Source organism: Microbacterium sp. GXS0129 (assembly GCF_044769785.1).
Classification (GTDB): Bacteria; Actinomycetota; Actinomycetes; order Actinomycetales; family Microbacteriaceae; genus Microbacterium; species Microbacterium nymphoidis.
Genome location: NZ_JBIZVZ010000006.1, coordinates 138875 through 163437 on the forward strand (window position 1 = coordinate 138875; position 24563 = coordinate 163437).

23 protein-coding genes and 1 pseudogene are annotated in these 24563 nt (G+C 69.0%); 11 read left to right on the plus strand and 13 right to left on the minus strand.

The genetic code is table 11. The annotated features are described in order from the left end of the window. Positions 1–415: 415 nt before the first annotated feature. The 5 genes from ACIQJ5_RS16550 (at position 416) to ACIQJ5_RS16570 (ending at position 6923) form a co-directional block, all read left to right on the plus strand. On the plus strand, positions 416–1336 hold the full coding sequence (locus ACIQJ5_RS16550; protein ID WP_231092486.1) for a carbohydrate ABC transporter permease: 921 nt from the start codon (positions 416–418) through the stop codon (positions 1334–1336). Continuing rightward, positions 1336–2256, plus strand: coding sequence for a carbohydrate ABC transporter permease (locus ACIQJ5_RS16555; RefSeq protein ID WP_231092487.1), 921 nt, complete (start codon positions 1336–1338; stop codon positions 2254–2256). Before ACIQJ5_RS16550 ends, ACIQJ5_RS16555 begins: the two co-directional genes overlap by 1 nt. Positions 2257–2296: 40 nt before the next feature. After that, positions 2297–3619 carry an ABC transporter substrate-binding protein gene (locus tag ACIQJ5_RS16560; RefSeq protein ID WP_231092488.1) on the plus strand — a complete coding sequence of 441 codons (1323 nt, stop codon included), beginning with the start codon at positions 2297–2299 and terminating at the stop codon, positions 3617–3619. Positions 3620–3726: 107 nt separating this feature from the next. Next, complete coding sequence (locus ACIQJ5_RS16565; protein ID WP_231092489.1) at positions 3727–5967, plus strand: FAD-dependent oxidoreductase; 2241 nt, start codon at positions 3727–3729, stop codon at positions 5965–5967. A 74-nt stretch (positions 5968–6041) separates the two neighbouring features. Further along, positions 6042–6923: a LacI family DNA-binding transcriptional regulator gene (locus ACIQJ5_RS16570; protein WP_231092490.1), complete on the plus strand. Its 882-nt coding sequence runs from the start codon at positions 6042–6044 to the stop codon at positions 6921–6923. 40 nt (positions 6924–6963) lie between these two features. Here the strand turns inward: ACIQJ5_RS16570 and ACIQJ5_RS16575 are convergent, their stop codons facing one another. Next, on the minus strand, positions 6964–7749 hold the full coding sequence (locus ACIQJ5_RS16575) for a DeoR/GlpR family DNA-binding transcription regulator (protein WP_231092491.1): 786 nt from the start codon (positions 7747–7749) through the stop codon (positions 6964–6966). A gap of 81 nt (positions 7750–7830) precedes the next feature. On the opposite strand from ACIQJ5_RS16575, the gene ACIQJ5_RS16580 reads away from it, so the two are divergent. Beyond that, positions 7831–8829, plus strand: coding sequence for an acetylxylan esterase (locus ACIQJ5_RS16580; RefSeq protein WP_402845436.1), 999 nt, complete (start codon positions 7831–7833; stop codon positions 8827–8829). On the opposite strand, the gene ACIQJ5_RS16585 is transcribed toward ACIQJ5_RS16580, so the two are convergent. Next, on the minus strand, positions 8807–9568 hold the full coding sequence (locus tag ACIQJ5_RS16585; RefSeq protein ID WP_402845438.1) for a DUF1345 domain-containing protein: 762 nt from the start codon (positions 9566–9568) through the stop codon (positions 8807–8809). The two genes, ACIQJ5_RS16580 and ACIQJ5_RS16585, sit on opposite strands and share 23 nt — an antisense overlap. A gap of 110 nt (positions 9569–9678) precedes the next feature. On the opposite strand from ACIQJ5_RS16585, the gene ACIQJ5_RS16590 reads away from it, so the two are divergent. Further along, the gene (locus ACIQJ5_RS16590; RefSeq protein ID WP_402845440.1) at positions 9679–10536 is read left to right on the plus strand and encodes a DsbA family protein; all 858 of its coding nucleotides are present in this window, start codon (positions 9679–9681) and stop codon (positions 10534–10536) included. Positions 10537–10555: 19 nt separating this feature from the next. On the opposite strand, the gene ACIQJ5_RS16595 is transcribed toward ACIQJ5_RS16590, so the two are convergent. The 3 genes from ACIQJ5_RS16595 to ACIQJ5_RS16605 form a co-directional block, all read right to left on the minus strand. Beyond that, positions 10556–11158, minus strand: a complete 603-nt coding sequence (locus ACIQJ5_RS16595) for an antibiotic biosynthesis monooxygenase (protein ID WP_402845442.1) — start codon at positions 11156–11158, stop codon at positions 10556–10558. Positions 11159–11225: 67 nt separating this feature from the next. Then, positions 11226–11783: a nucleoside phosphorylase gene (locus ACIQJ5_RS16600; RefSeq protein ID WP_402845444.1), complete on the minus strand. Its 558-nt coding sequence runs from the start codon at positions 11781–11783 to the stop codon at positions 11226–11228. Positions 11784–12028: 245 nt separating this feature from the next. Further along, a complete protein-coding gene (locus ACIQJ5_RS16605) occupies positions 12029–13030 on the minus strand; it encodes a YeiH family protein (protein ID WP_402845446.1) in 1002 nt (333 codons plus the stop codon). Positions 13031–13339: 309 nt separating this feature from the next. Between ACIQJ5_RS16605 and ACIQJ5_RS16610 the strand changes: the two genes are divergently transcribed. Continuing rightward, a complete protein-coding gene (locus tag ACIQJ5_RS16610; protein WP_231092498.1) occupies positions 13340–13912 on the plus strand; it encodes a hypothetical protein in 573 nt (190 codons plus the stop codon). Between the two features lie 120 nt (positions 13913–14032). Here the strand turns inward: ACIQJ5_RS16610 and ACIQJ5_RS16615 are convergent, their stop codons facing one another. Then, complete coding sequence (locus ACIQJ5_RS16615; RefSeq protein WP_402845448.1) at positions 14033–14554, minus strand: Lrp/AsnC family transcriptional regulator; 522 nt, start codon at positions 14552–14554, stop codon at positions 14033–14035. A gap of 131 nt (positions 14555–14685) precedes the next feature. On the opposite strand from ACIQJ5_RS16615, the gene ald reads away from it, so the two are divergent. Beyond that, positions 14686–15765: an alanine dehydrogenase gene (gene ald, locus ACIQJ5_RS16620; protein ID WP_402845490.1), complete on the plus strand. Its 1080-nt coding sequence runs from the start codon at positions 14686–14688 to the stop codon at positions 15763–15765. A 106-nt stretch (positions 15766–15871) separates the two neighbouring features. Here the strand turns inward: ald and ACIQJ5_RS16625 are convergent, their stop codons facing one another. The 6 genes and pseudogenes from ACIQJ5_RS16625 to ACIQJ5_RS16650 all read right to left on the minus strand — a co-directional run bounded on the left by ACIQJ5_RS16625 (position 15872) and on the right by ACIQJ5_RS16650 (position 19850). Further along, entirely contained in the window at positions 15872–16528 is a 657-nt protein-coding gene (locus ACIQJ5_RS16625; RefSeq protein WP_231092500.1) for a CatA-like O-acetyltransferase, read from the minus strand. Positions 16529–16574: 46 nt separating this feature from the next. Further along, positions 16575–17486, minus strand: a complete 912-nt coding sequence (locus ACIQJ5_RS16630; RefSeq protein ID WP_402845451.1) for an anti-sigma factor domain-containing protein — start codon at positions 17484–17486, stop codon at positions 16575–16577. Then, entirely contained in the window at positions 17483–18082 is a 600-nt protein-coding gene (gene sigK, locus ACIQJ5_RS16635; protein ID WP_402845453.1) for an ECF RNA polymerase sigma factor SigK, read from the minus strand. The genes ACIQJ5_RS16630 and sigK overlap by 4 nt, the downstream gene beginning before the upstream one ends. A 52-nt stretch (positions 18083–18134) precedes the next feature. Further along, complete coding sequence (locus ACIQJ5_RS16640) at positions 18135–18665, minus strand: hypothetical protein (protein ID WP_402845492.1); 531 nt, start codon at positions 18663–18665, stop codon at positions 18135–18137. Continuing rightward, positions 18648–18977 (minus strand): annotated as a pseudogene (locus ACIQJ5_RS16645) (redoxin domain-containing protein); the annotation flags it as partial. The gene ACIQJ5_RS16640 and the pseudogene ACIQJ5_RS16645, both read right to left, overlap by 18 nt. A 21-nt stretch (positions 18978–18998) precedes the next feature. Beyond that, a complete protein-coding gene (locus ACIQJ5_RS16650; RefSeq protein ID WP_402845455.1) occupies positions 18999–19850 on the minus strand; it encodes a cytochrome c biogenesis CcdA family protein in 852 nt (283 codons plus the stop codon). 151 nt (positions 19851–20001) lie between these two features. On the opposite strand from ACIQJ5_RS16650, the gene ACIQJ5_RS16655 reads away from it, so the two are divergent. After that, positions 20002–20688 (plus strand): fasciclin domain-containing protein, encoded by a 687-nt coding sequence (locus tag ACIQJ5_RS16655; protein WP_231092574.1) that lies wholly within the window; start codon positions 20002–20004, stop codon positions 20686–20688. 144 nt (positions 20689–20832) lie between these two features. On the opposite strand, the gene ACIQJ5_RS16660 is transcribed toward ACIQJ5_RS16655, so the two are convergent. Beyond that, positions 20833–23649 (minus strand): FAD-binding and (Fe-S)-binding domain-containing protein, encoded by a 2817-nt coding sequence (locus ACIQJ5_RS16660; protein ID WP_402845457.1) that lies wholly within the window; start codon positions 23647–23649, stop codon positions 20833–20835. Between the two features lie 85 nt (positions 23650–23734). On the opposite strand from ACIQJ5_RS16660, the gene ACIQJ5_RS16665 reads away from it, so the two are divergent. Continuing rightward, positions 23735–24391: a GntR family transcriptional regulator gene (locus tag ACIQJ5_RS16665; protein WP_231092521.1), complete on the plus strand. Its 657-nt coding sequence runs from the start codon at positions 23735–23737 to the stop codon at positions 24389–24391. The last annotated feature ends 172 nt before the right edge of the window (positions 24392–24563 follow it).

Genomic DNA, 24563 nt, shown 5'->3' on the forward strand with positions numbered 1-24563 from the left:
GCGCCCTGCGGGACGGCTGGGGGGACACGTTACGGCGGGCGACGCCATCGCTGGTCTCAGCAAGTGCTCCTTCGCGTCTGCTCTCGCACATCATGTGAGACCAGGCTGACGACTGGTCTCAGCAATCGTTCGATCGCAGGTCCCGACGAACATCTTGTGAGACCGGAGCCGCAGCCGCCGTCCTCCGTGCGCGTGGCAGCAGTGGGCAGCCCGCCCCGGCACACGGGAATGGATGCTGCGTGAGAGCTACTTCGATCAGAGTGCACCAGTTCACACCAATTCAGACCAATAGAAGCCGGGATGGGATCTGGAGTTGACGGATGCCCGCATGCCCCGGCATGCTGAAAACTCCACTGATCATCCGGGTCAACCGCCGCATCGTCGCGTAGCGCCCCCTCGACGCCGAGGAAATCCCATGACGTTCACCCTCAATAGAGAACAGAACATCACAAAAGAAACCAAACCTCGTCGAATCTCCGACGGGCTTTTCGCCGTGCTCCTGGCCGCGCCCGGACTCGCCCTCCTGCTGGCGGTGGTGGTCTATCCGCTCGTCACCGCTCTGGTGACCGCCTTCTTCAAGCAGAGCCTCGTGCTACCGGGACGTGAGTTCGTCGGCCTGCAGAACGTCATCGACGTCCTCACCGGCGATTTCGGCCGCCTGCTGGGGCAGACGCTCGTCTTCACGCTGGGCACCACGATCTTCCCGTTCATCATCGGCATGGCTCTCGCCCTCGCCCTGAACACCCGGATCCCCGGCGGCAAGACGCTGCGCGGCCTGATGCTACTGCCGTGGCTCATCCCCGGCGTGGTGGTCTCGTTCCTCTGGATGTGGATCTTCAACGCCAACTACGGCGTGATGAACGCGCTGCTGCAGGCGCTCGGCGTGATCAGCGAGCCCCAGGCGTGGCTGGCGCAGCCCGGGACGGCAATGATCGCGGTCATCGTCGCCAAGACGTGGCAGTCCTTCCCCTGGATGATGGTGATGCTGCTCGCCGGCCTCCAGACCGTCCCGAAGGAGCTCCACGAGGCCGCGGAGATCGACGGTGCCGGCACCATCCGCCGTTTCTTCTCGATCACGGTGCCGCAGATCCGCGGCATCATCGGCCTCGTCCTGCTGCTGGAGTTCATCTGGAACTTCCAGCACTTCGACATCATCTACGTGCTCACCGGGGGTGGTCCCGCCGGTTCCACGCAGACCTTCGCCACGGCGGTCTACGACACCGCGTTCCACGGCTTCGATCTGGGTCATGCCGGCGCGCTCGGACTGCTCTGGATGATCCTCCTGATGGGTCTCGTCGTCGTGTACGTGCGCTTCTCGGAGAAGGGGGAGAAGTGATGACCATCACCGACGCCCCCACCCCCGCCACCACCAGGGAGACCCCGATGAGCACCGTCACCCCGCGCCCGCGTCGCGCCAACCTGCTCCGCTCCGAGAGCCGGGGCGTCCGGATCAGCGCCTGGATCGCCGTGATCGTGTGCGGCGGCTTCGCCCTCCTCCCGATCTACTGGCTGCTGGCGACGTCCCTCACACCGCGTACCGAGGTGTTCGCTTTCCCGCCGCGCCTGTGGCCGACGCAGATCTCGTTCGAGGCGTACACCTCACTCGTGAACAACCCCGCACTGTTCACCTACCTCGGCAACAGCGTCATCGTCTCCGTGATCACCGCCGTGCTCTCGGTGCTGGTCTCCGCGTACATGGGCTACTCGTTCTCGAAGTTCCGCTACCGCGGACGGCGATCCCTGATGTACTTCGTGCTGGCGTCGCAGATGTTCCCGCAGGCACTCCTGCTGGTCACGCTGTACACGGTGTTCGCCGCGTACAACCTCCTCAACACCTACACCGCACTCGTGCTGTCGTTCACCACGTTCACGCTGCCGCTGTGCGTGTGGATGCTGAAGGGGTTCTTCGACACCATCCCGGACGAACTGATCGAAGCGGCGCGCGTGGACGGCGCCTCGCGGCTGCGCATCATCCACTCGATCATCCTGCCGCTGTCCGCTCCTGGCCTCATCGCGGCGGGCCTGTTCGCCTTCGTGCGCGGCTGGAACGACTTCGTGTTCGCCCTCACGCTCGCCGGCCCGGACAAGCAGACCCTGCCGCCGGGCCTGGTGAACACCTACATCGGCGAGGCTTCGACCGCGTGGCCCGAGCTGATGGCCGCCTCCCTGGTGGTGTCCCTGCCCGTCGCCATCGCCTTCATCGCCCTGCAGCGCTTCCTCGTCGGCGGCATGACCGCCGGCGCGGTCAAGGGCTGATCCCACCCATCGCACCACACACCCTCGAAGAGGAGGACTCATGTCCGAGACCCCCGTGCTCCGCACACCCATCACCCGCCGTCAGGCCCTCACCTGGCTCGGCCTCGGCGCCGCAGCCGCCACCCTCGCGGCCTGTGCTCCCACCGGATCCGGTGCTGCACCCGGCGCGGCCCTGCCCACCGGAGGAAGCGCCAAGCCCACCGACTTCGCGTTCGCCAGCTGGTCACTGACCGAGGAGGCGTCCGCCCCGGCCATCAAGGAACTGCTCAGCGGATTCGAGTCGAAGAACTCCATCTCGATCAAGCAGACCTCGTTCCCGTACAACGAGTACTTCAACCAGCTCATGCTCCAGGTGCGCGGCGGCCAGTTCACCGGCGCCGCCCACGTGGATGTCGCGTGGCTGGCATCGCTCGCCGCGCTCGGCAAGCTGGCCGACGTCTCCGCGTTCACCGCGAAGCGCGGCTACACCGACTCGGCGCTGGAGGCCGCGCAGTACCAGGGCGTGCAGTACGCGTTCCCGTGGACCATCGGCGCGATCGGCCTGGTCACCAACTCGGAGATCCTCGGCAAGGCCGGCATCGACGCGAACGCCTTCCCCACGTCGATCGACGACTTCGAGGCCGCGCTGGTCAAGCTCAAGGGGCTCGGCAACGGGCTCATCCCCTACGCGGCGTCGACGAAGGCAGCGCAGCTCAAGGACATCCTCATCTGGATGCAGACGTTCGGTTCCACCCTCGTCAAGGACGGCACCGTCACGATCGGCGACGACGCCAGTATCGAGGCCGTCACCTGGTACAAGAGCCTGTACGACCAGGGCCTGATCGCCGCGGACGTTGATCGCTTCGACGCTCGCTCGCTGTTCGCCCAGGGGCGCACCGCCATCTACGACGACGCACCCGTGGGGCGCAGCTCGGTGCTCAAGGACTCGCCCGACGCGAACCTCGGCGACAAGCTCGTGCCCGTCTCGCGTCCGGTGCTGAAGTCCGGCGACACCCCGCGCGCGCTGGTGTGGGGCGGCGCGATCGCCGTGATCACCGGCGCAGGTTCGGAGACCGCGGCGGAGTTCGGCCAGTGGGCCACCAGCGATCTCGACACGGTCCTGGCGGACTACGCCAACCGCGGTCTGCCGCCCGTGACCACGGAGGCGCTCACCTCCGACGCCGTCACGTCGGACGCGTTCGGTTCGCTGTTCAGCGAGCGCATCACGGCCACGGCGACCACCAACCCGTTCTGGCAGTACCCGCAGTACGCGCAGATCGAGAGCACCATCGCGGAGAAGGTGCAGGCCGTCCTGGTCGGCTCCGCCACCCCCGCCGACGCGATGAAGTCCGCCGGGGAGGCCGCGCAGAAGCTGATCGCCTGACCCCGTGCCCGCCGACGCCGGTCGTCGGCGGGCACACCCCTGATTTCGCACCACCGCTGGCACGGCCCCACGGCCGGCAGCACACGTCCCGAAAGGACATCGCCATCATGCGCACCCAGACCGTCGAAGCCGACATCATCGTCGTCGGAGGAGGCCTGGCCGGTGTGAGCGCAGCCGTTGCCGCAGCGCGGCAGGGCCGCTCCGTCGCCCTCATCAACAACCGCCCGGTCCTCGGCGGCAACTCGTCCTCGGAGGTGCGCGTGTGGGTCTGCGGGGCCACCGCGCACGGCAACCAGCGGTGGGCTCGCGAGAGCGGGATCATCGGCGAGATGTACGTCGAGAACCAGTTCCGGAACCCGGAGGGAAACCCCGTCTACTGGGACGACGTCGTGCTGGACACCGTGCGTCGTGAGAAGAACATCCGCCTCTTCCTCAACACCGAAGTCTCCGAGGTGGAGGCATCCGGACCGGAGGACGCCCGACGCATCGACGCCGTCACCGGGTGGACGATGGGCAGCGAGGTGCGCACCCGTTTCACGGCGCCCATCGTCCTCGACTGCACGGGCGACGGGCTCGTGGGCGCCATCGCGGGGGCGCGTCACCGGCTCGGCAAGGAGGGACGCGCGGAGTTCGGCGAGGAATGGGCCCCGGAGGAGCCGGTGCGCGAGTTCCTCGGCTCGACGCTGCTCTTCTACACGAAGGACGTCGGCCGCCCGGTCAAGTATGTGGCACCCGAGTCCGCCATCGACATCTCGCACACCCCGATCCCCACCTCGCGCGTCATCCGTTCCGGCGATTCCGGCGCCCACTACTGGTGGATCGAATGGGGCGGAGAGCTGGACATCGTGGACGACAACGAGCGCATCCGCGATGAGCTCCGCGGGGTGATCCTCGGGATCTGGGACTACATCAAGAACTCTGGGCGCTTCGATGCCGACAACCTCACCCTCGAGTGGATCGGGAACCTTCCCGGCAAGCGCGAGTACCGCCGTTTCATCGGCGACTACACCCTGACCCAGCACGACGTGATCGATCAGACCGCCTTCGAGGACGGCGTGGCGTTCGGCGGCTGGTCGATCGACCTGCACCCGGCGGCCGGGATGTACGCCGAGGGTGCGGGCGCGCTTCAGCGCTTCTCCGACGGACTGTTCGAGATCCCGTTCCGCTCGCTGTACTCGCAGAACGTGGAGAACCTGCTGTTCGCGGGGCGCGACGTCTCCGCCACGCATGTGGCCTTCGGCGCCGCGCGGGTGATGGCCACCTGCGCGGCCATGGGTGAGGCCGCGGGCACCGCGGCGGCCATGTGCATCGAACGGGGCGTCACGCCGCGGGAGCTGCATGACGATGCCCGGGAGGATCTGCGCCAGCGGCTGCTGCGCTGGGATGCCTCCGTGCTGGGCGTGCGCAACGAGGATCCCGAGGACATCGCGCGCACCGCCACGGTGACCGCGTCCGGACACCGAGAGGTCATCGCCGCGGGCACGCCCGGCACCGCCGTCGAACACCAGCTCACCGACGATCTCGGCATCGTGATCCCGGTGGATCCGGTGCTGGAGTCGGTGCGGCTGTGGGTGGCGGCCACCGAGGACACCACCCTCACGGTCGAGGTGTTCAGCACCGGGCGCCGCCAGAACGTCGTGCCCGCGCACCGTGAGCACGCGGCGACCGTGCCGGTGGCTGCGGGGCCGGCGCGATGGGTCGACGTGCCCACCCCGTTCGCCCCGGCCGACCCGCAGAACGCTGTGGTCGTGCTGCGGGCCAATCCGGCGCTCACGGTCCATACCGATGCGCTCACCCCCGGCACCCTCACGCTGGTGCACCGCCTCGACAGCGACGACCAGAACGTCTCGATCAGCACCGACGAGCTTCTCGTGCAGTGGCCCACCAAGCCGTTGCGCGGGCGGGCCGTCGCCTTCCGCGCCGAGCCGGTGTCGCGCGCTCTCGCTCCGGAACGCGCGATCGGCGGCTACCAGCGTCCGTTCGGCGGGCCGAACATGTGGGCCTCGGCACCGCTGTCCGACGGCGACGCCGAACTGCGCCTCACCTGGGACGCCGCGGTGACTGCGCGCGAGGTGCGCCTCGTGTTCGACGACGATGTGGACCTGGAGCTGAACACGCTGCATCATCACCGCAGTCCCGATGAGGTGCTTCCGCAGCTCGTGCGCGACTACCGCGTCGAGACCCGCGACGAATCCGGGTGGACCACGGTCATCGAGGTCTCCGGCAACCGTCACCGTCACCGGATCCACCCGCTGCCCGCCACGCCGTTCGACGCGCTGCGCGTCGTGGTCACGGCGACCAACGGGGCCCCGGAAGCGCGCATCGTCTCCCTGCGAGTGCAGTCGTGACGCGGGCACCGGGCCGGACCGCTACGGTGAGTGCACGGGCGGCATCCCGATCGGCCGCATCGAGGAGCGCGACAGTGGACACAGCAGCACAGGGCGATCTCCCCCAGCGCCGTCGGCGCACCGGGGTCATCGCCCTCGCCGTGCCCAACCTGGAGGAGCCGTACTTCGCCGAGCTGACCGCGCTGCTGTGCCGGCGCGCGAACGACCGCGGCCTCGCGGTCCTGATCCAGCAGACCGAGGGCGATCACGAGCGCGAGATCGACGTCGCCAACGGCGTCGGCCTGCCGGAGACGGACGGTCTGATCCACATCCCGCGTGCACTCACGGTCGCCGACCTCACCCGTCGCACGTCCCCCGGCCCGCTCGTGCTGCTGGGCGAGCACATCCAGATCAGCCCGTTCACCCACATCACCATCGACAACCGCCGCGCTGCAGCCGACGCCACGGCACACCTGGCGGCCGTCGGGTGCCGTCGGGTCGCCTTCATCGGCCCGCGCGACTCCCGCCCCTCCGATGCCGCTGATCAGCGCTATGCGGGCTATCGGGAGGCGGTCGCGGCTCGCGAGCTGGCGACCGACGCCGGGCTCACCGTGTCGGTGGACGCGTTCACCGCGGCCGAGGGTGCGCGCGGGGTCGCGCAGCTGCTGGCGTCGGGGGTGGCCTTCGACGGGGTGTTCTGCTCGAACGACTCGATCGCGTTCGGCGTGATCAGTGCGCTGCAGGGCGCCGGGCGCCGCGTGCCCGAGGACGTGGCCGTGATCGGCATCGACGGTGTCCGCGCGACCGAGTTCGCCTCCCCGCCGCTGTCCACCGTCGCCCCGGACAAGGATGCGATCGCGTCGGCGGCCCTGGACGAGCTTGATCGTCAGATGCGCACGCCCCCCGGGCGGGACATGCCGGTGCAGCACGTGACGGTGGTGGCCCAGGTCATCGCCCGCGCCAGTACCGGACGGTGAGCGCCGTCCGATCCGGTGCCCGTGTCTCGCGCGCTCGGCGTCAGGAGACCTCGGCCACCCGCACGTCCGCGATGAGCCCGCGCAGCACGTCGAGCCCTCCTTCGGGCATACCGGCGTCGGTGATGATGCGATCGGCCTGGCTGAGCTCGATGACGGTGGTGAGGCTGACGACGCCCCACTTGCCGTGGTCAGCCAGCAGCACGGCCTCACGCCCTGCCGCAGCGAGCGCGCGGTCGGTCTCCGCCTCAAGCAGGTTGGCGGTGGTGAGACCGGCGTGCGCGTCGACCCCGGTGGCGCTGAGGAAGACGATGTCACAGTGCAGGTGCTCCAGCGCCCGCACCGCGACAGGCCCCACGAAGGAGTCGGCCGGTGTACGGACACCACCGGTGAGCACCACGGTCTGCAGATACGGCTCGTCGGCCCGCTGGGGACGAGCGAAGAGATCGGCCACCGGAAGGGAGTTGGTGACGATGGTGAGGTCCGCGACCGCGCGAAGCTCCTGCGCGAGCACCCACGTGGTGGTGCTGCCGGAGAGCCCGATCACCATGCCGGGTTCCACGAGGCGCATCGCCTCGCGGGCGATCGCGCGCTTCTCGTCGATCATGCGCGCGCGCCGTGCCTCGACGGTGCTGCTCGCTGTCGCGCCGTGCTCGATGGTGGCTCCACCACGCACCTTCCGCAACCGGCCCTCGGCCGCAAGCGCGTCGATGTCACGGCGCACGGTCATCGCACTGACGTCGAGCTCGGCGATGAGCTCCGCGACCGTGGCCGCGCCCCGTCGACGCACCGCGTCGATCAGCTGCGCTCTGCGTTCCTCGACGAGCACCCGGACTCCTTCCACCTGCCTCGGCCAGTCTGCCATGCGCGTGCGGCCGGGCTCACCGACCCCGACCCCGGAGGTACGCGGATGATCGCCGCAGACTATGCGACCTGGTTCCCCGACGAAGAGATCGACGGTACCTACGGCTTCGATGAAGAGGCTCTGCGCCGCGTGGCACCGATTCCGCCGCGGCGGGGATTCGCCGCGCTCTGGCAGGGATGGAACGCGCGGGTGCGCGCCGTCCCTGCCCGATTCGAGGTGGGAGAGTACACGCCCATCGGCGTCGGCGCCCACGAGGCGGCGGAGATCCGCTACACGGCGGCCGACGGCACGGTGCTGGGCGCCTGGGTCGCCCGTCCCCGAGAGCGCACGCCGCGCGTCGTGATCGTGCACTCCCACGGCTACGGCGGTCGGGAACGGCCCGAGTTCGACCGGGTCCCGGACGACGCCGCCGCTGTATTTCCGCTGGCGCGTGGACTCGGCGCGCTGAACGTCGGTATCGGGGCGCCCGCGGAACGTGACGACCACGTGGTGTTCGGCATCGAGGATCCCGAGGAGTACGTACTCGGGGCGTGCGTGCGTGATCTCTGGATGACACAGAACATCGCCGACGAGCTCTGGGGTCCGCTGCCGCACTATCTGGTGGGCGAGAGCTTCGGCGGCGGCGTCGGCGCGCTCGCGCTGGCGTGGGATGACCGCTTCATCGGCGCGACGGTGGTGGTGCCGAGCTTCGGGCAGTACGACGAGCGTCTCGCCGCCCCCTGCCACGGCAGCGGGGAAGCGGTGCGCCGGTATGTGGCTGCTCGTCCCGAGGCGCGGGAGCTGCTCCGGCTCTTCGATGCCTCCACCGCTGCGACGTTCGCCCGGGTTCCGGTGCGGATCGAGGCGGCGCTGTGGGATACCCATGTTCCCCCGCCGGGACAATTCGGAGTGGCGGCGGGCTTCGCCGACCGGGAGCTCATGGTGCTCCCTGCCGGGCACGCGGAATATCCGGGCCGGGACGACGTGCTGCGCCGCGCGATCGACGGCGGACGCGAGCACTTGCGCCGCACGATGGAGGGGCTCAGCTCGCGCCCGCAGACATGATCGTGTTGAACGAGAGCGCGATGATCAGCGCGTTCAGCAGGAACGAGAGCACGGAGTGCAGCGTCGCGGTCCAACGGGTCCGCGTGGTGAGGATGTCGACGTCGGAGGCGGCGAAGGTCATGCCCAGCGTGTAGGCGAAGTAGACGTGATCCACGAGCGCGGGGGCGGGGGTGTCGGGGAACTCGAGCACGCGATCGGGCCAGACCGCCTCCGAGCGATGCGCGTACATCTGCGCGAAGCCCCAGTGCAGCATCCCCCACGCGATGATCATGGCCCACACGCCCACGACCTTCACCAGGAACGTGCCGCCGAGGTCATCGGGGGTGATGCCGAGGAGCTCGCCCGCGAAGGACTTCTCCTTGCCGAAGAGGATGACCGTGATCGCCGCACTCACGCCGATCGCCGCCGGCACCAGCGTGAACACCATCGTCAGGATGGAGCGCAGCTGCACGAATCCGGCGGGCATCGGTGCCCGTTCCCCCACCGCTGTGGCCCCGCGACGAGCCATCCACCCCAGCACGATCATCGTGATGATCGCGTACGTCGTCGCCAGAACGCACCACAGCGTGAGGGCGGTGATCAGGTCGCCCTCCCAGATCACGGCGTAGACGCCCACCGAGGCGATGCCGAGCTGCACCAGCCAGTGCAGGATCGTCAGCTGCATTCGCCGCGGGCGGCGCGGGGCACGCGCCTGACGACGACGTTCTCGTTTCGAGACGCGGGTGCGGGTTCGGGCCATGCGACAAGTGAAGCGGAGACCACCCCATCACGGGGCGCAGACACGCGTTCCGGACGCCCACCATTCCGCCAGGCGGCGCATGGTTCAATGACTCGACGGAGGAGGTCCCCATGGCCAAGCGCCCCAATCGCTCGCAGTCCGAGAACCGTATGGCCGCCGAGGCCCGCGAGGCGGCGAAGCGCACGCAGGAGCTGGCTGCCGCGGGACTGCGGCGGCGGCGGATCCTCATCTCCTCGAGTGTCGCGGCCGCGATCGTCCTCATCCTCGGCGGCGTGGCTCTGGCCATCGCCCTCAAGCCGAAGGACGTGGTGACCACCGACGCCGGCCCGGCCAACATGGCATCGTGGGGCATCGCGTTCACCGGTGGCGACGGCGAGATCTCCGCCGTGCCCACCGGGGCGACAGCGGCCACCGCATCGCCCACCAGCACACAGTGGACGGGCGAGGACGCCGACAAGAAGCACGTGCAGTTGTACCTCGACTGGGCCTGCCCCGCGTGCAAGGCGTTCGAGGGCGACAACGCGAAGCTGCTCACCGACGCCGTCGCGTCCGGCGAGATCACCCTGGAACTCTTCCCCCTCGCCGTCGTCGACCGGGCGTACACCACCGACTACGCCACGCGGGGCGCGAACGCCGCCGCTTGTGTGGCGGACATCGCCCCGGACTCCTTCCTCGACGTCCAGGAGCGCATGTTCGCCGCGCAGCCCGCCGAGGGCACCGCGGGACTCAGCAACGACGACATGATCCGCATCATCGGCGAGGCCGGGGTCACCGACCCAAAACTGAGCGCGTGCATCACCGACGGCACCTACCGCGGGTGGGTGGCGGCCGCCACCAACCGGGTGGCGCTGGACGAGTCGCTGCGGACCACCATCCAGGGGCGCACCGCGTTCTACACCCCGACCCTCGCCACCGACGGCAAGCCCTGGGATCGCGAGGGCACGGTCGAGGACTACCTCGCCCGCTGACCCTGGACCCGGTGGGTCGTCAGCGCTGCAGCCAGCCGCGCAGCAGCCGGGTGACGGCGGGGAGCACCCAGTACGCCATGATCGGCGTGAGCATCAGGGTGGTGATCAGCACGCGCAGAACGAGTGGCAGCTCGGTGAAGCCCGGGATGAAGCCCAGCAGGAACGTCGCGAGCAGGTTCACCGGGAAGAAGCCCAGCCAGATGGTGGTGGCCTGCTTCCAGCGCGGCGGCACGACCGGCTGAACCGCCACCGACCCGGTCGCGAGCGACTGCGTCACGCGGGTCTCGATCCCCGTGGCCTGTGCCGCATCGAACCAGCCCTCGATCCCGGTGCGCCGTTCCACACGCACTTCGCGCGCGAAGGCGTTTCCCGACTCCAGCCACCAGGTGCGCTGCGGCGAGGTCTCCCACCTCTCCAGCGTCGCAATGTCGCGGAAGCGGTACAGCATGTACCAGAGCTCGCTGCCCTCCCCCGCGCGCACCCACCCGGATCCGAGGAAGCCGGGGAACGTCGCGGCGAGATCGGTGCCGGCCTGCATCCAGCTGGTCGCCTCGATGGCGCGCTCGGGGTCGATCCGGCGCTCAATGGCAACCGTGATCGGTTCGAGCGTGCTTTCTGTCATGCTTCCATTCTGAAGCATGAGCAGAGCGCCCAGGCTGAACGTTACTCAGATGACAATCTGTGAACGGTCAGATCCCGTACTCGCGCTGGAACCACTCCCACAGCTGCGCAGAGCAGGCCGCGACGACGACGTCCCACTCCAGGAAGGCACCCTCGTCCGCCGCGTCCGACACCGAACGGATCACCCGGATCGGCACACCGTACTGCTGCGCCACCCAGATGTAGACGTAGGTCTCCATGTCGATCAGCGAGGCGCCCAGTGCCAGCACGGTGGCCTGGCCCGCAGCGGTGTCGACGAAGTGGTCGCCGGTCGCGATGACCTCGCCGGGGCGGCCGGTCTCCACACGCGGCGGCAGTGTGACGTGCTGACCGACCACGTGGTCACCGTCCCAGACGTCGTGCTGCACAGCTGCGGCGATCTCGTGAACACCGCCCTGCAGCTCCGGCACGACTGCGCCGGCCGTTCCCAGCACGACGATCTCGTCGTACTGACCGCGCTCCAGCGCACGGGTGAGTCCGTGAGCGGCCTTGAGCTTGCCCGCGCCGGTCACGACGCGCTCGAATCCGTCGATGTGCTCCGGGAACGCGACGAGTTCGACATCCAGGGCGGCGAGGAGAAGCTTCATACCTCCATCGTCCCATCCCCCGCGTGCCTTCCCGTGCGCGATGGCGGACGATTTGTCCCCCAAAGATCCGACACGATCTGGCACGGACGAGCCCGACACGCTTGTTAGCGTTGAGTCATCGCACTGAGCAACACCGCGAATCGAATGCAGGGGGCTTCGAGGGTCGGCGGCGCTCAGGGGGGTGCGAGAACGGCCGGCCGCGTGGGAGACCACGCGAGCCGGCCTCGGTCTTGTGTGCGGGAGTCTCAGCGCAGCAACAGGATCGCCGCCGCCGCCGTAGCGGTCACGACAACCCACAGCAGCCCGCCCAGCGCCAGGGGCCGAAGGCCCGCGCTGCGGAAGCCGGCGATGTCCGTCGACAGGCCGATCGCCGCCATCGCCATCGCGATGAGGAACATCGCCACCGCGCTGATCGGTGCGAGCGCGACGTCGGGGATCACTCCCACCGATCGCACCAGCGATGCGATCAGGAATCCGATGAGGAACCAGGGCACCAGCGCAGCGATGCCGCGCGGCGTGAACCGCACCGGGGTCCCCTCGCGCCGAGCGGTGCGGATCGCGAGCCCCACGCTGATCGGGATGATCATCAGCGTGCGCACGAGCTTCACCACCACGGCGAAACCGAGCGCGGCGGTGCCGTAGATGCCCGCTGTCGCCACCACCGAGGACGTATCGTTCACCGCCGTACCCGCGAAGAGCCCGAACTCGTGCTGCGTGAAGCCCAGCAGCCGGCCCAGCGGCGGAAAGAGCAGCACGGCCAGCACGTTGAACAGGAAGATGGTCGAGACGGCATAGGCGATGGATGCGTTTCGGGCCTTGATCACGGGGGACACGGCGGCGATCGCCGAGGCGCCGCAGATCGCCGTTCCCACGCCGATGAGCACCGCAAGATCCGACTCCACGCGCAGCAGGCGGCTGAGCGCCCAGGCGGCCAGCAGGCACACGATGAGCGTGGAGATCATGACGGGGAAGGACTCCGCGCCGACCGTCGCCACCTGCGCGAGCGAGAGCTGGCTTCCCAGCAGCACCACGGCGATCTGCAGCACCATCTTGCTCGAGAACTTCAGGCCTGCGGCGAAGGGACCCCCGGGCCTGCGTACCAGGGCGATGACGACGCCGATGACGATGGCGGGCAGGGCCGAGCCCACCAGCGGGACGAAGCCGCCGATCACGGTCGCTACGCCTGCGATCGCCGCAGCGAGCAGGACTCCGGGCAGCTTCGCGGTCACGTCGTGCATCTGCGCCATTGCTCCATCGTGGTCCGGCTCCGGCGTGTGGGACCGCCGCATCGCCGGACTACCCCCATGCTCGTGACCTTCGTCACGAGGTGGCGCCGTGGCACGAGCGGCGCGCTGCAAGCAATCGCCCTCGACCATCCGCGCTCGGGGTCTTCCCGCTGACGCTCACCGCGCGATCACGTCATGCCACGCCATTCGATGCCATGCCGAGTGAGCGCCGCCCCCGATTCGTGCTCGCTCGGCGAGGCTGCCACGCAGCGCCGCGCCTCGATGCCCACGCGAGGCGGGCATGCTGTGCCCCCGTGCCAGACTCGTCCCATGGCGACGAGCGCGTGGACAGTGCGTGACGGGCGCGCGGAACTCGCCCTCACGGCGTTACGCGCCCGCGCGTTGGTCATGCAGACCGTTCTCGGCATCGCCCTCGGTGTCGGGTTCGCGGCGTCCGTCGTGGCGTTCGTCATCGCGGATGCGCGGGGCGGCGTGATCGGCCCGCAACCGCTCCTGCTCCTCGGTGGTGCGGTGTTCCTCGCGGTGGCGGGGCTCGTCATCGTCCTCGCGCGACCGTTCCGGCGCGCGGGCGTGCTGTCGATCAGTGCCGGATCGCTGCGCTGGACCGACCCGCGCGGCGAGATCCTCGTTCCACTCACTCGCGTCCGAAGCGTCACGGTGCGACGGCGGTTCATCCCCGGGATCGACGTCGAGACGACGTCGGGAACGTGGGGGCTTCGGACGTCGGCCTCCGTGCTGGACGACGCCCGCGATGACATGCGCCCCCTGTCCGCGCGCGCTCGCCGATATCTGAGCGAGGCGGGCTTCGCCGCGCACACGCAGGGTCAGGTGACCGTGTGGCGACGCGCCGCCTCTGCCGGCGACACCCCCCACACTGTTTGATTGCCCGCAATTCGCTTACAATCGCGGGGGCGATATCTCGGTTTCGTTGCGCGCACATGGCGGCAAAGCGAGCCGAATACGAGCAAGGTGCGCGCAACGAAAGCCCCGGGAGCGCGCGCATCACCGAAACGGAGCCGCGACCGCGTTGCGGTGATAGTCGAAGATGAGGCTCGTCCGCGTCGAGGCCACGCTCGGCTGTGCGGACAGATGCTCCACCACGAAGGCGCGAACCGCCGACGAGTCCGGCACCGCGATATGGATGAGGAAGTCGTCCGCGCCACCCAGGAAGAACAGCTGGATCACCTGCGGCAGTCCGCGGATCGCATCGGCGAACGCCTCGATCGACTCCTGACGCGAACCTCCGCGCAGGGTCACCCCGATGATCGCCTGGAGCCCGCGACCGAGAACGGCCTGATCCACACCGGCGTGGAACCCCGTGATCACACCCCGCTCGAGCAGGGCACGGGTGCGCGCGTGCGCGGTGGACGCCGCGACGCCGATGGCCGCGGCGAGCTCCGCGTTCGTCATGCGACCATCGCGGGAGAGCAGCTGGACGATGCGCCGATCCGTCTCATCCAGGTCGACGGTGCGGACTTCGGAGGATCGAACAGGATTCGGTTCGGAACTCGGAGGCGGTGCCATTTTCCGAATCGTACCCCTCTTCACCGAATTCGCTCCGATGATCCTTCAGGGTATCTCCCATCGGGACGAATGTTCTGCGATCCTCGAAGCACGCGCAAACAGCGCGACACCGTCAGCCAATGGAGGCCAACATGCGTGTGGGAATCCCCGCCGAGGTCAAGAACAACGAGAATCGCGTAGCCATCACCCCGGCCGGCGTCGATGCTCTGGTCCACCGCGGACACGAGGTGCTGGTGCAGGCCGGCGCCGGCGTCGGCTCGAGCATCACGGACGACATGTATGTCGCAGCCGGTGCCCGCATCGTTCCCGCCGCGGCTGACGCCTGGGGTGCCGATCTCGTCGTCAAGGTGAAGGAGCCGGTCGCTTCCGAGTACGGCTTCCTGCGCGACCAGGTGCTCTTCACCTACCTCCACCTCGCCGCCGATCGCCCCCTCACCGAGGCACTGCTCGCCGCCGGGACCACGGCGATCGCCTACGAGACGGTGCAGCTCCCTGATCGCACGCTCCCACTCCTCTCACCGATGAGCGAGGTGGCCGGTCGTTTGTCGATCGTCGTGGGCTCCCACACGCTGATGCGCACCTCGGGCGGGCGCGGCATGCTCGTGGGCGGGATCGCCGGCACCCCGAACGCCAAGGTCGTCGTGATCGGCGGCGGCGTCGCCGGCGAGCACGCCGCGGCCACCGCGCTCGGCATGGGCGCCGACGTCACGGTGATCGACATCTCCCTGCCGCGACTGCGCGACCTGGAGCGCCGCTTCGACGGGCGCATCGAGACGCGTGTGTCCAACCGCTGGGAGATCGCCGATCAGGTGAGCCGCGCCGATCTCGTCATCGGCTCCGTGCTGATCCCGGGCGCTTCCGCCCCCAAGCTCGTCACGGACGAGATGGTGAGCACGATGAAGAAGGGCGCGGTGCTCGTCGACATCGCGATCGACCAGGGCGGTTGCTTCGAGGGATCGCACCCGACGACTCACGACGACCCGACCTTCGCGGTCCACGACACGGTCTACTACTGCGTCGCCAATATGCCCGGTGCGGTTCCGGAGACCTCCACCCGCGCCCTGACCAACGCCACGCTCCCCTACCTCGTGGCGTTGGCCGACAAGGGATGGGAGCAGGCATTCGCCGCCGATGCCGCACTCGCAGCGGGCCTGAACACCCACGCCGGTGCGATCACCAATCCCGCGGTCGCGGCTGCGTTCGCCCACTGACCCGCGGCTCCCGCGCCTCGGAATTTCCCGCGCGACTTCCCTCTGCGGGCGAGAGTCACCGCACCACGGCGATTGTCTCCACGGACGTAAGCCGCACCAGGTGGACTCAGGCGCCGATCCAGGCGGGATCCGACAGCAGTTCCTGCAGCTCGTTCACCAGGCGCGAGGTGTGAAAGCCGTCGGCCGCGGCGTGGTGGATCTGTATCGCGAGGGGGAGCAGTGTCCGGCCCTCGCGCTCCACGTACCGGCCGAGCGTGAAGATGGGCGCGAGGTGGCGCAGACCGCCCTCGATCTGCAGGGTGAATCCCGTGAAGGATGCCCACGGCAGGCTCGACACGTCGAACGAGTTCGCCGCCGGAGCGCCGAGCGGGAAGAACGCCTCCGCGCCCGCGGCCTCCCGCAACAGCGGCGCCGCGGCGTCGTGGAACGATCCGAAGTCGGCGTCGTACGCCACGGGAACACAGGCGAACGTCTCCCGGGTGGCGTTGAACACGGTGAACGCCGGATCGGAGACCGGCCAGATCGCCGGCATCCCGTCGTCGGTGATCGTCATGCGGAATTCGTCGTGGCGGTTCACCACATTCGCAATGGCCCAGACCTGCGCGAGATAGGTCTTGCGCTGCGAGCGGGCGAGCGCCTCGGCGAAAGCCGTGACGTCAAGCTCCACGGTCATCGCGTAGCTGCACGGCGACAGGCGCCAGTAGTGCTCGAAGTGCTCGCGGCGCGGCCAGGTGGCGAGATCGACGGGGACGGGCTGTCTCATCCCTCCATGCAACCACGCATGACCCGCCGGGGCGAGGCCCCGCGGATCAGGCCGTCGGGATGACGATGATGGGATCGCTCGTCGGCGCGCCAGTGGGCGAACCGCCCGACTGCTCGATCGTCACGGCGATCGCGTCGCCGGGCTTCATGGCGCCCTCCAGCTGGGCCGTTGTCTGTCCGTCGGCGGCATCGAAAACTCCTGCCGACACGGCTCCGTCCGCGCGAACGAACCACAGTTCGTAGGCACGGTCCTCGTCGAGCCGGTCCAGCCCGTCCGCCACCAGCACGGCCTCGCCGATCGATGCCGACCAGTGGGCGGTCGCCGTGCCACCCGTCTCGAGCGAGACGGTCCGCTCCTGCGCGTCGGGGGCGCTTTCGATCCGATCGAGAGCGACGACGGCTGCTGGACGCAGGAGCTGCGGAACGATCATCGAGGCGCTCACCCCCAGACCCACGAGGATCGCCAGGCAGGCCGCGAGCGCGAAGAACGCCCGGCGGCGCGGCTTCGGTCGCACAGTGCCGGCGCCTGCCGACGCCCCCGGTCCGATGTCCGCAGCCGCGGCGGGTTCTGACCTCGTCCGCTCCGACGCGGGCATCGCCTCGGACGCGACGACATCAGACAGGGACGCATCGGCACCGCGCGCCGGGATGTCAGTCGCGCCGCTCCCCGACGCCGGTGCACGGTCGGGGAGTTCTGCCGCGAGGCGCGGATGTCCCGCCTCGGGTCCGTTCTGGGGTGTCTTCGCGATCAGCGCCAGCAGCGCGTCCCGCGCCGCCGGCGGCGGAGCCACATCCGCTACGCCGTCCGACAGCAGCGTCGCGGTCTCCGCGTCCGCATCCGCGATCTCGCGCCACTGCGGATGCTCCGCCAGTGCCTCCTGGTAGCGACGCTCATCGGCCTCGCTCAGCGAGCCGAGGCTGTGTCCGGCGGACAGTTCAGCAAACTCCGACTCGTTCATGCGTTCACCCCCCAGTGCGCCCGAAGACGCGTGAGTCCATCTCTCATCCGGGTCTTCACCGTCCCCAACGGCGTTCCCGTGATCGTGGCGATCTCGCTCTGCGAGTATCCGCCGTAGTACGCCAGCACGAGGGTCTCACGCTGCGCTTCGGGGAGGGCGGCCAAGGTCTGCACAACCCGCTCCCCGATGATCGACATCTCGGCCTGCTCCGACACGCTGTCGTGGGCCACATCCAGGTCGCGGAATCCGACGCGTGCGTCCCGGTCCTCGCTGGCCTGGGACGCTCGCACCCGGTCCACCGCACGACGATGCGCGATGGTCAGCACCCAGGTGCGCCCGCGGCCCCGGTCCGGCGAAAACCGCGCGGCGCTCTGCCAGACCTCCAGGAACACCTCCTGCAGTACCTCTTCGCTCTGCGAGCGGTTCACCAGCACACGCAGGACGAGGCCGAACACCCGAGCGGAGAGCATGTCGTACAGCTGGGCGAACGCTGCCTGGTCCCCGGCGGCGATGTGCACCAGGAGCGCCGACGACGGATCGTCGCCGCCGTCCTGCTCGGCATGCTCCACGTCGTCGATCACCATCAGGTCCAGCATGCCCCACCTCCTGCCGATTGTGCACAATCCACGTCACTTTCCGGTCACGCCATCACCCGAAGGTGAAGGAGTAGACCTGCACTCCGGCCGGAACCGTCAGGGTGAACTGGCCCGCATCCCCCGACCCTCCCGACAACAGCTCGTATGATCGCGGCGTGCCGCTGACGTCGATCGTCTGTGCGGCGCCCGACTGATCGGTCACGGTGATCGCTCCCGATCCGGCCAGCACGACCCGGACCTCACGGGCGTGGTAGTTCAGACGCACCTGTGCATCATCGGAAGCCGGTGTGGCGTACTGCGTCTGCACCTCCCAGTCTCCGGCGAGGGCGAAGGTGTCCGCCGCCTGATCAGCGGGGAAGGAGAACGACTCCACGCCGGCCCGATAGGTCGCGCCTCCGCCGAAGTTGACCGCCTTCGTCGCCCCGAGGAACGTCTCCCGGGTGGTGGAGCCGAGCTCCGGTGTGACGTCGGCAACATCCGTCGCCGCGGGCAGCTGCACGTCGGGATTCGCGTCGGTGAGCAGTTCACGGATCAGCTTCTCCGTGGTGGCGTAGTTCCCCTCCCCGAACGAGATGTGGCGCACGACGCCCTGCGCATCGATCAGGTAGTGCGCCGGCCAGTACCGGTTGCGATACGCCGTCCAGGTGGAGAGGGAGTTATCGAGCGCCACCGGGTAGTCGATCCCGAACGAGCGAGCGCCGGCGGCGACGTTGGCCGGGCTCTTCTCGAAGGCGTACTCGGGAGAGTGCACGCCGATCACCTGCAGCCCCGCGTCGGCGTATGTCTGATCCCAGGCGACCACGTGCGGGATCGAGCGCTGGCAGTTGATGCACGAGTAGGCCCAGAAGTCGATCAGCACCACCTTGCCTCGGAGGCTCTCCAGATTCACCGCTTCCCCGTCCGGGGTGTTGAGCCACTACTCGATCCCGCGGATCTGCGGCGCCGTGCCGCAGCTCTGCAATTCCGTCGCGTCGTTCGCGCAGTTGTCGAGTTCGCGGTTCTCATCGGTGACCAGCCCGCCCAGCCCGAGCGATTCTCCCTGCGGCGAATCCAGCAGGCCCTGCTGCACACCGGCGGTGTAGTCGGGGAGCAGTTGCTGAAGGTACTGCGGCAGATTGAAGACGAGGCCGACGGCCAGCGCGATCATCGCGATACCCGCCGTGATGCGCAGTCCACGCTCCCGCGTGCGGAAGGCGCGGATGCGCTGGACCACCCCGCGGCCGGCGAGAGCGAACACCAGCAGCGGCACCGCCACACCAATGGCGAAGGACACGGTAAGCAGCACGGTGTCCAGACCGATCCGCCCGGTGGCGCCCGCCACGATGATCGCCGCGAGCACCGGGCCGGCACAGGGCACGAACACCGCGCCCAGCGCGAGACCTACGCCGAACCCGCTGCCGCGGTTCTCCACGTTGCGTCGCGGCACCCACTGGAACGGCTTCTCGATGAGCTGCTCGAAGCGTGGCACGATGAGTCCGATCCCGAGGATCAGGAGCACCGCGATACCCGCCCAGCGGATCACATCCTGCGGCAGATTGAGCAGCCCCAGCACAAGTGAGCCGAGCAGCGTGACCAGGCTGAAGCTGAGGACGAGCCCCGCGATCACCAGATAGGGCCGGGAGCGGCGCGCGGGAATCACCCCGTCTTCCGTCTCGAACCCCGCGGATTGCGCGCCACCCGTCAGGAAGATGACGGGGAGCACGGGGAGGATGCAGGGCGAGATCCCCGTGATGAGGCCGCCCAGCAGGCCGATGATGATCAGATCCATGGCTTCGCCTTTCGTCTCGAGTGGTTCGGATTTCGGGGCGATTCGGATTGGTCCGAAAGAAATTTCAGATTCTTCCCATCCGATCTCCGACGCACTCCGAAGAACCCTCGACGCCGCGGGAATGCCGCGACGAAACACACGGAGGTTGATGATGTTCAGCACCAAGAAGAAGTTCGCCGCAGCCGCATCGCTCGGTTTCGCGGCGGTGCTCGTCCTGTCAGGCTGCACGACGGGGGCGGGCTCCGGAGAATCGTCGAGCACGGCAGAGGCGAGCGCACCGGCCGCATCGTCCATGCCCACGAAGGCGGAGACAAGCGCCCCGGCGATGACGATGGACCCGGCGGCGGATCTGATCGGCCCCGGCTGCGCCGACTACGCGAGCGCAGTCCCGGACGGCGCCGGATCGATCCAGGGCATGTCGCAGGACCCGGTCGCCGTCGCAGCGTCCAACAACCCGCTCCTCACCACGCTGGTCGCGGCGGTCAGCGGAAAGCTCAACCCGGACGTCAACCTGGTCGACACGCTGAACGGCAGCGAGTTCACCGTGTTCGCCCCCGTCGATGACGCGTTCGCGAAGATCCCCGCCGCCACGATCGACGGCCTGAAGACCGACTCGGCAACGCTGACGTCGATCCTCACCTATCACGTGGTTCCCGGCCAGATCGACCCGTCGAAGATCGTGGGAACGCACAAGACCGTGCAGGGCGCCGACCTCACCGTCACCGGCAGCGGCGACAACCTCATGGTGGGCGACGCCAAGGTGATCTGCGGTGGCGTGCACACCGCCAACGCGACCGTGTATCTCATCGACTCGGTCCTCATGCCTCCGGCGAGCTGAGCCAGCCCGAACGCTCCCGCTGAGAGGAGAACGGCCGCGGACCCCTGGGGGGTGTCCGCGGCCGTTCCACGTCCCGGGTTCATCGTGCGCGAATGGCTCCCATTCCGGCCGGATTCGAGCGATTCACGCGCTATGAAGCTGGGTTCACGCGGTGGCGGCGACGAGCAGCTCCAGGATGTGGGAGTAGGGACGACCCGTCGCGCGCGCCATGCCGAGCTCGCAGGTGCGGTTGCAGGACGCGTGTGCGGTGGCATCGAGCTCCGCCACCTCCGCGGCCTCCGCCGCCGTGGCCGACGCGGTGAGCTCGGGGTGCAGCATGCCGCGGTCGCCCGCGAAACCGCAGCAGTTCCACGATGCGGGGACGTTCACGACGTCGGCGACAGCGTCGGCGATCACTCGCACGTCGGGATCGATCCCCAGCTGCACCGAGGAGCACGTGGGGTGCAGCGTGAGCGAGTGGATCCGATCGGTCACGGCGAGCTTGGGCAGCACCTCGCGCGCGACGAAGGTGGTCGCATCCTCCAGCCGGAAGCCCTGTCCGTCGAGCATCCGATGGAAGCCCTCGGTGCAGCTGGACGCATCGGTGATGATCGGAAGCTCGCCGCCGCGGGTCGCCTCACGCACGGCCGCGAGGACGCGGTCCGCCATGAGGTCGTGCCCGGCCTGGTAGCCCTTGGACGACCACGGTGTGCCGCAGCACATCGAGCCGATCCCGTCGGGGACGACCACCGCCACGCCGGCGCGATCGAGCAGCGTGAGCAGGGCGCTCGTGGCCCCCGGCCCGTCGCCGTCCGGGCCGAACATCTCGTTCACGCAGGCGGGCAGGTACACCGCGCGCACCTCGCCCCGCCCGCGGATCCCGCGGACCTTCGCGCGTGATGCCCCGCCACCGGGAAGGTCGGCCGAGTACTCGGGCATGACGTCTGCGCCCAGCACAGCGCGACCGATCTTCGTCACTCCGGCGACGAGTCCCACCGGCATGGCGTCGGCAACGGTCAGCGCGGCGGAGGCGACCGTCGTCATCGGTCCCCACCCCGCGGCTGCGGCCTTCCATCCCGCGGCGAGCACGGGGTTGGCCTCTTCGCGCCGGAGGCGCTTCACCAGCGCGCCGGTGTTGATCAGCACGGGGCAGTTGGTCTGGCACATCCCATCGACGGCACAGGTCTGCACGCCGGAGTAGTCGTAGTCCTTCTCCAGCTCCGCCACCAGCGCATGATCGCCCGCCTCCTCCGCCACGGCCATCGCACGACGAACGACGATGCGCTGGCGGGGAGTGAGGGTGAGGTCCCGGGACGGGCAGACCGGTTCGCAGTAGCCGCACTCCACGCAACGATCGGCTTCCGCCTCGATCGACGGTGCCGGCTTCACGTCCGCGAGGTGGACCTCGTCCTCCGTGATGATCACCCCGGGGTTGAGCACCCCACGCGGATCGCAGAGGCGCTTAAGCTGCACCATCACGTCATAGAGCTCGTCCCCGTACTGCCGGCGGACGAACGGCGCCATCACCCGCCCGGTGCCGTGCTCCGCCTTGAGGTTCCCCTCGGCATCGAGGATCACCTGTACCATGTCCTCGGTGAAGCCGAGATAGCGCTTCTCGCTGGCCGCGTCCCCGAAGCGGTCGGTGAGCATGAAGTGGATGTTCCCGTCCTTCGCATGCCCGAAGATGACGCTGTCGTCGTACTCGTAGCGGGCGAACAGCTCCTGCAGCGATTCACACGTGGCGGCGAGGCGTTCGACGGGAACCACCACGTCCTCCAGCAACGCCGTGGTTCCGGGGGCACGCGCGCCCGCCACAGAGGCATACAGGCCCTTGCGGAACTTCCAGGCAGCGGCGCGACGAGCGGCATCGCTGGAGAAGACCGCGCGATCGCGCAGATCGAATCCTGCCAGCACGCGCTCACCCGCCGCGGTCCCGAGCGCGAGCTCCTCCGCCGAGTCGGCGTGGTACTCGACCAGCAGGGCAGCCTGCGCATCCACGTCGAAGCCGAGAATGGCCTCGGGCACACCGGGCAGCTTCTGTCCGACGCGCAGCGATGTGGCGTCCATCAGCTCGAGGGTGGCCGCACCCGTCGCGACGAGATCGGGCAGCGAGCGCGTCGCCTCGTCCAGATCACGGAAGACGGCGAGGGTGGTGGCCATCTCGCGCCGGATCGGCACCGTGCGGAACGTGGCCTCCGCGACGAAGGCCAGCGTGCCTTCGGAGCCGATGACGAGGTGCGCGAGCAGTTCGGCCGGTGAGTCGAAGTCCAGGAAAGCGTTGATGCCGTAGCCCATGGTGTTCTTCAGGGCGAACTGACGACGAATCAGCGCCACGGACGCCGGGTTCGACCGCACCCGATCACGCAGCCGTTCCAGCCCCGCCACCAGTTCCGGCTCGCGCGAGCGCAGCAGCTCATCCGCATCGGGGGCGCCGGTGTCGACGATGGTGCCGCTGGGAAGCACCAGCACCAGGGATTCGACGGTGCGGTACGAGTTCTCCTCGGTGCCGCAGGCCATGCCGCTGGAGTTGTTGGCCACCACACCGCCGATGGTGCAGGCCACCTCGCTCGCGGGATCGGGGCCGAGGCGGTAGCCGTGGCGGTTCAGCCTGGCGTTCACCGACCGCAGCGTGGCACCGGGCTGCACCCGTACCCGGCGACCGCCGTCGAGCACCTCGATGCGGCGGAACTCGCGTCGGGTGTCGACGAGGATGCCACCCCCGGAGGCCTGTCCCGAGAGGCTGGTGCCACCCGAGCGGAACGTGACGTGTGCGGCACCGGCCGACCCGCGCAGGACTGCCGCCACCTCCTGGGCGTCCTTCGCGATCACCACGGCATCCGGGACGAAGAGGTAATGCGATGCGTCACTCGCGTAGGCGTAGCGATCGATGGCGCGTGTGCGGATCCGATCCGCCTCGGCGATGGCGGCCACGATCCCGGCGGGAACTCCCGCGGGAGCTTCGGGAACCCGATGTCCGGACATCGATCCTCCAAGATTGTCAGACAAGTATGCTGTGCAGACGATCATACGCAGTCGGTACACTCAGTCTCCACCGGGAGGAGCAGACGTGTCAGCAGCGGATCTGGGCGTGGTGTCGGTCGTCGACGCCGTCACCGCCGACCTGCGCACCCGGATCCTCTCCGGCGATCTCGCATCCGGGCACCCGCTGGGGGAAGTCGACACGGCGGCGCACTACGGTGTCGCCCGCCCCACGGTGCGCGCAGCCATCGAGGCCCTGGTCGCGGCGGGGCTGCTCACCCGCGGTGCGCACAAGAGCGCGCGGGTCACCGAACTCGGCCCCGCCGACGCCGCCGACATTTACTCCACCCGGGAGCGGATCGAGGCCGAGGTCGTGCGGGAACTGGCACGGCGCCGCGCCGACACGTCCGACGGCGAAGCGGCCAACGCCCAGCTCACCGGCCTGGCCGACGCGGACCCGCTCTCCATCGTGGATGCCGACATGCGATTCCACGCGGCCCTCGTCGACGCGGTGGGCAGCCCCCGCACCTCCCGCGTCTATCGGATGCTGGCCGATGAGGTCCGCCTGTGCATGACCCGCACCCAGAGCGCCGCCCTGCACACCGTGGGAGACATCGCCCGCGAGCACGAGCAGATCCTCCGCTCCATCTCCGACGGCGACGCGGACAGGGCCGCAGCCGTGCTGCGCGATCACCTCCAGCGCGCCCGCGACCGCCTGGTGGCCCATCTGGCAGATGCCGTCTGATCACCCCTGTGGACAGGCGCCGCATCACCGCGGAGATTCTGCGTAGAGTCCTACCACCGCGCGCGTAACAACCGGAGCTGTTCGAAGCGAACGCGGGACACGTCATGGGGATGACGTGTGACCCGCTGGGGCGGGCACGGTGTGATTTGGGGACACGAACGTGCAGGGGATG

Coding starts and splice junctions, on each gene's coding strand:
- ACIQJ5_RS16615 (WP_402845448.1), bottom strand. CDS start 14,554: ATGGCACCGCCTCCGAGTTCCGAACCGAATCCTGTTCGATCCTCCGAA.
- ACIQJ5_RS16565 (WP_231092489.1), top strand. CDS start 3,727: ATGCGCACCCAGACCGTCGAAGCCGACATCATCGTCGTCGGAGGAGGC.
- ACIQJ5_RS16655 (WP_231092574.1), top strand. CDS start 20,002: ATGTTCAGCACCAAGAAGAAGTTCGCCGCAGCCGCATCGCTCGGTTTC.
- ACIQJ5_RS16560 (WP_231092488.1), top strand. CDS start 2,297: ATGTCCGAGACCCCCGTGCTCCGCACACCCATCACCCGCCGTCAGGCC.
- ACIQJ5_RS16585 (WP_402845438.1), bottom strand. CDS start 9,568: ATGGCCCGAACCCGCACCCGCGTCTCGAAACGAGAACGTCGTCGTCAG.
- ACIQJ5_RS16660 (WP_402845457.1), bottom strand. CDS start 23,649: ATGTCCGGACATCGGGTTCCCGAAGCTCCCGCGGGAGTTCCCGCCGGG.
- ACIQJ5_RS16595 (WP_402845442.1), bottom strand. CDS start 11,158: ATGACAGAAAGCACGCTCGAACCGATCACGGTTGCCATTGAGCGCCGG.
- ACIQJ5_RS16610 (WP_231092498.1), top strand. CDS start 13,340: ATGGCGACGAGCGCGTGGACAGTGCGTGACGGGCGCGCGGAACTCGCC.
- ACIQJ5_RS16550 (WP_231092486.1), top strand. CDS start 416: ATGACGTTCACCCTCAATAGAGAACAGAACATCACAAAAGAAACCAAA.
- ACIQJ5_RS16650 (WP_402845455.1), bottom strand. CDS start 19,850: ATGGATCTGATCATCATCGGCCTGCTGGGCGGCCTCATCACGGGGATC.
- sigK (WP_402845453.1), bottom strand. CDS start 18,082: ATGCTGGACCTGATGGTGATCGACGACGTGGAGCATGCCGAGCAGGAC.
- ACIQJ5_RS16605 (WP_402845446.1), bottom strand. CDS start 13,030: ATGGCGCAGATGCACGACGTGACCGCGAAGCTGCCCGGAGTCCTGCTC.
- ACIQJ5_RS16590 (WP_402845440.1), top strand. CDS start 9,679: ATGGCCAAGCGCCCCAATCGCTCGCAGTCCGAGAACCGTATGGCCGCC.
- ACIQJ5_RS16555 (WP_231092487.1), top strand. CDS start 1,336: ATGACCATCACCGACGCCCCCACCCCCGCCACCACCAGGGAGACCCCG.
- ACIQJ5_RS16625 (WP_231092500.1), bottom strand. CDS start 16,528: ATGAGACAGCCCGTCCCCGTCGATCTCGCCACCTGGCCGCGCCGCGAG.
- ACIQJ5_RS16630 (WP_402845451.1), bottom strand. CDS start 17,486: ATGAACGAGTCGGAGTTTGCTGAACTGTCCGCCGGACACAGCCTCGGC.
- ACIQJ5_RS16580 (WP_402845436.1), top strand. CDS start 7,831: ATGATCGCCGCAGACTATGCGACCTGGTTCCCCGACGAAGAGATCGAC.
- ald (WP_402845490.1), top strand. CDS start 14,686: ATGCGTGTGGGAATCCCCGCCGAGGTCAAGAACAACGAGAATCGCGTA.
- ACIQJ5_RS16600 (WP_402845444.1), bottom strand. CDS start 11,783: ATGAAGCTTCTCCTCGCCGCCCTGGATGTCGAACTCGTCGCGTTCCCG.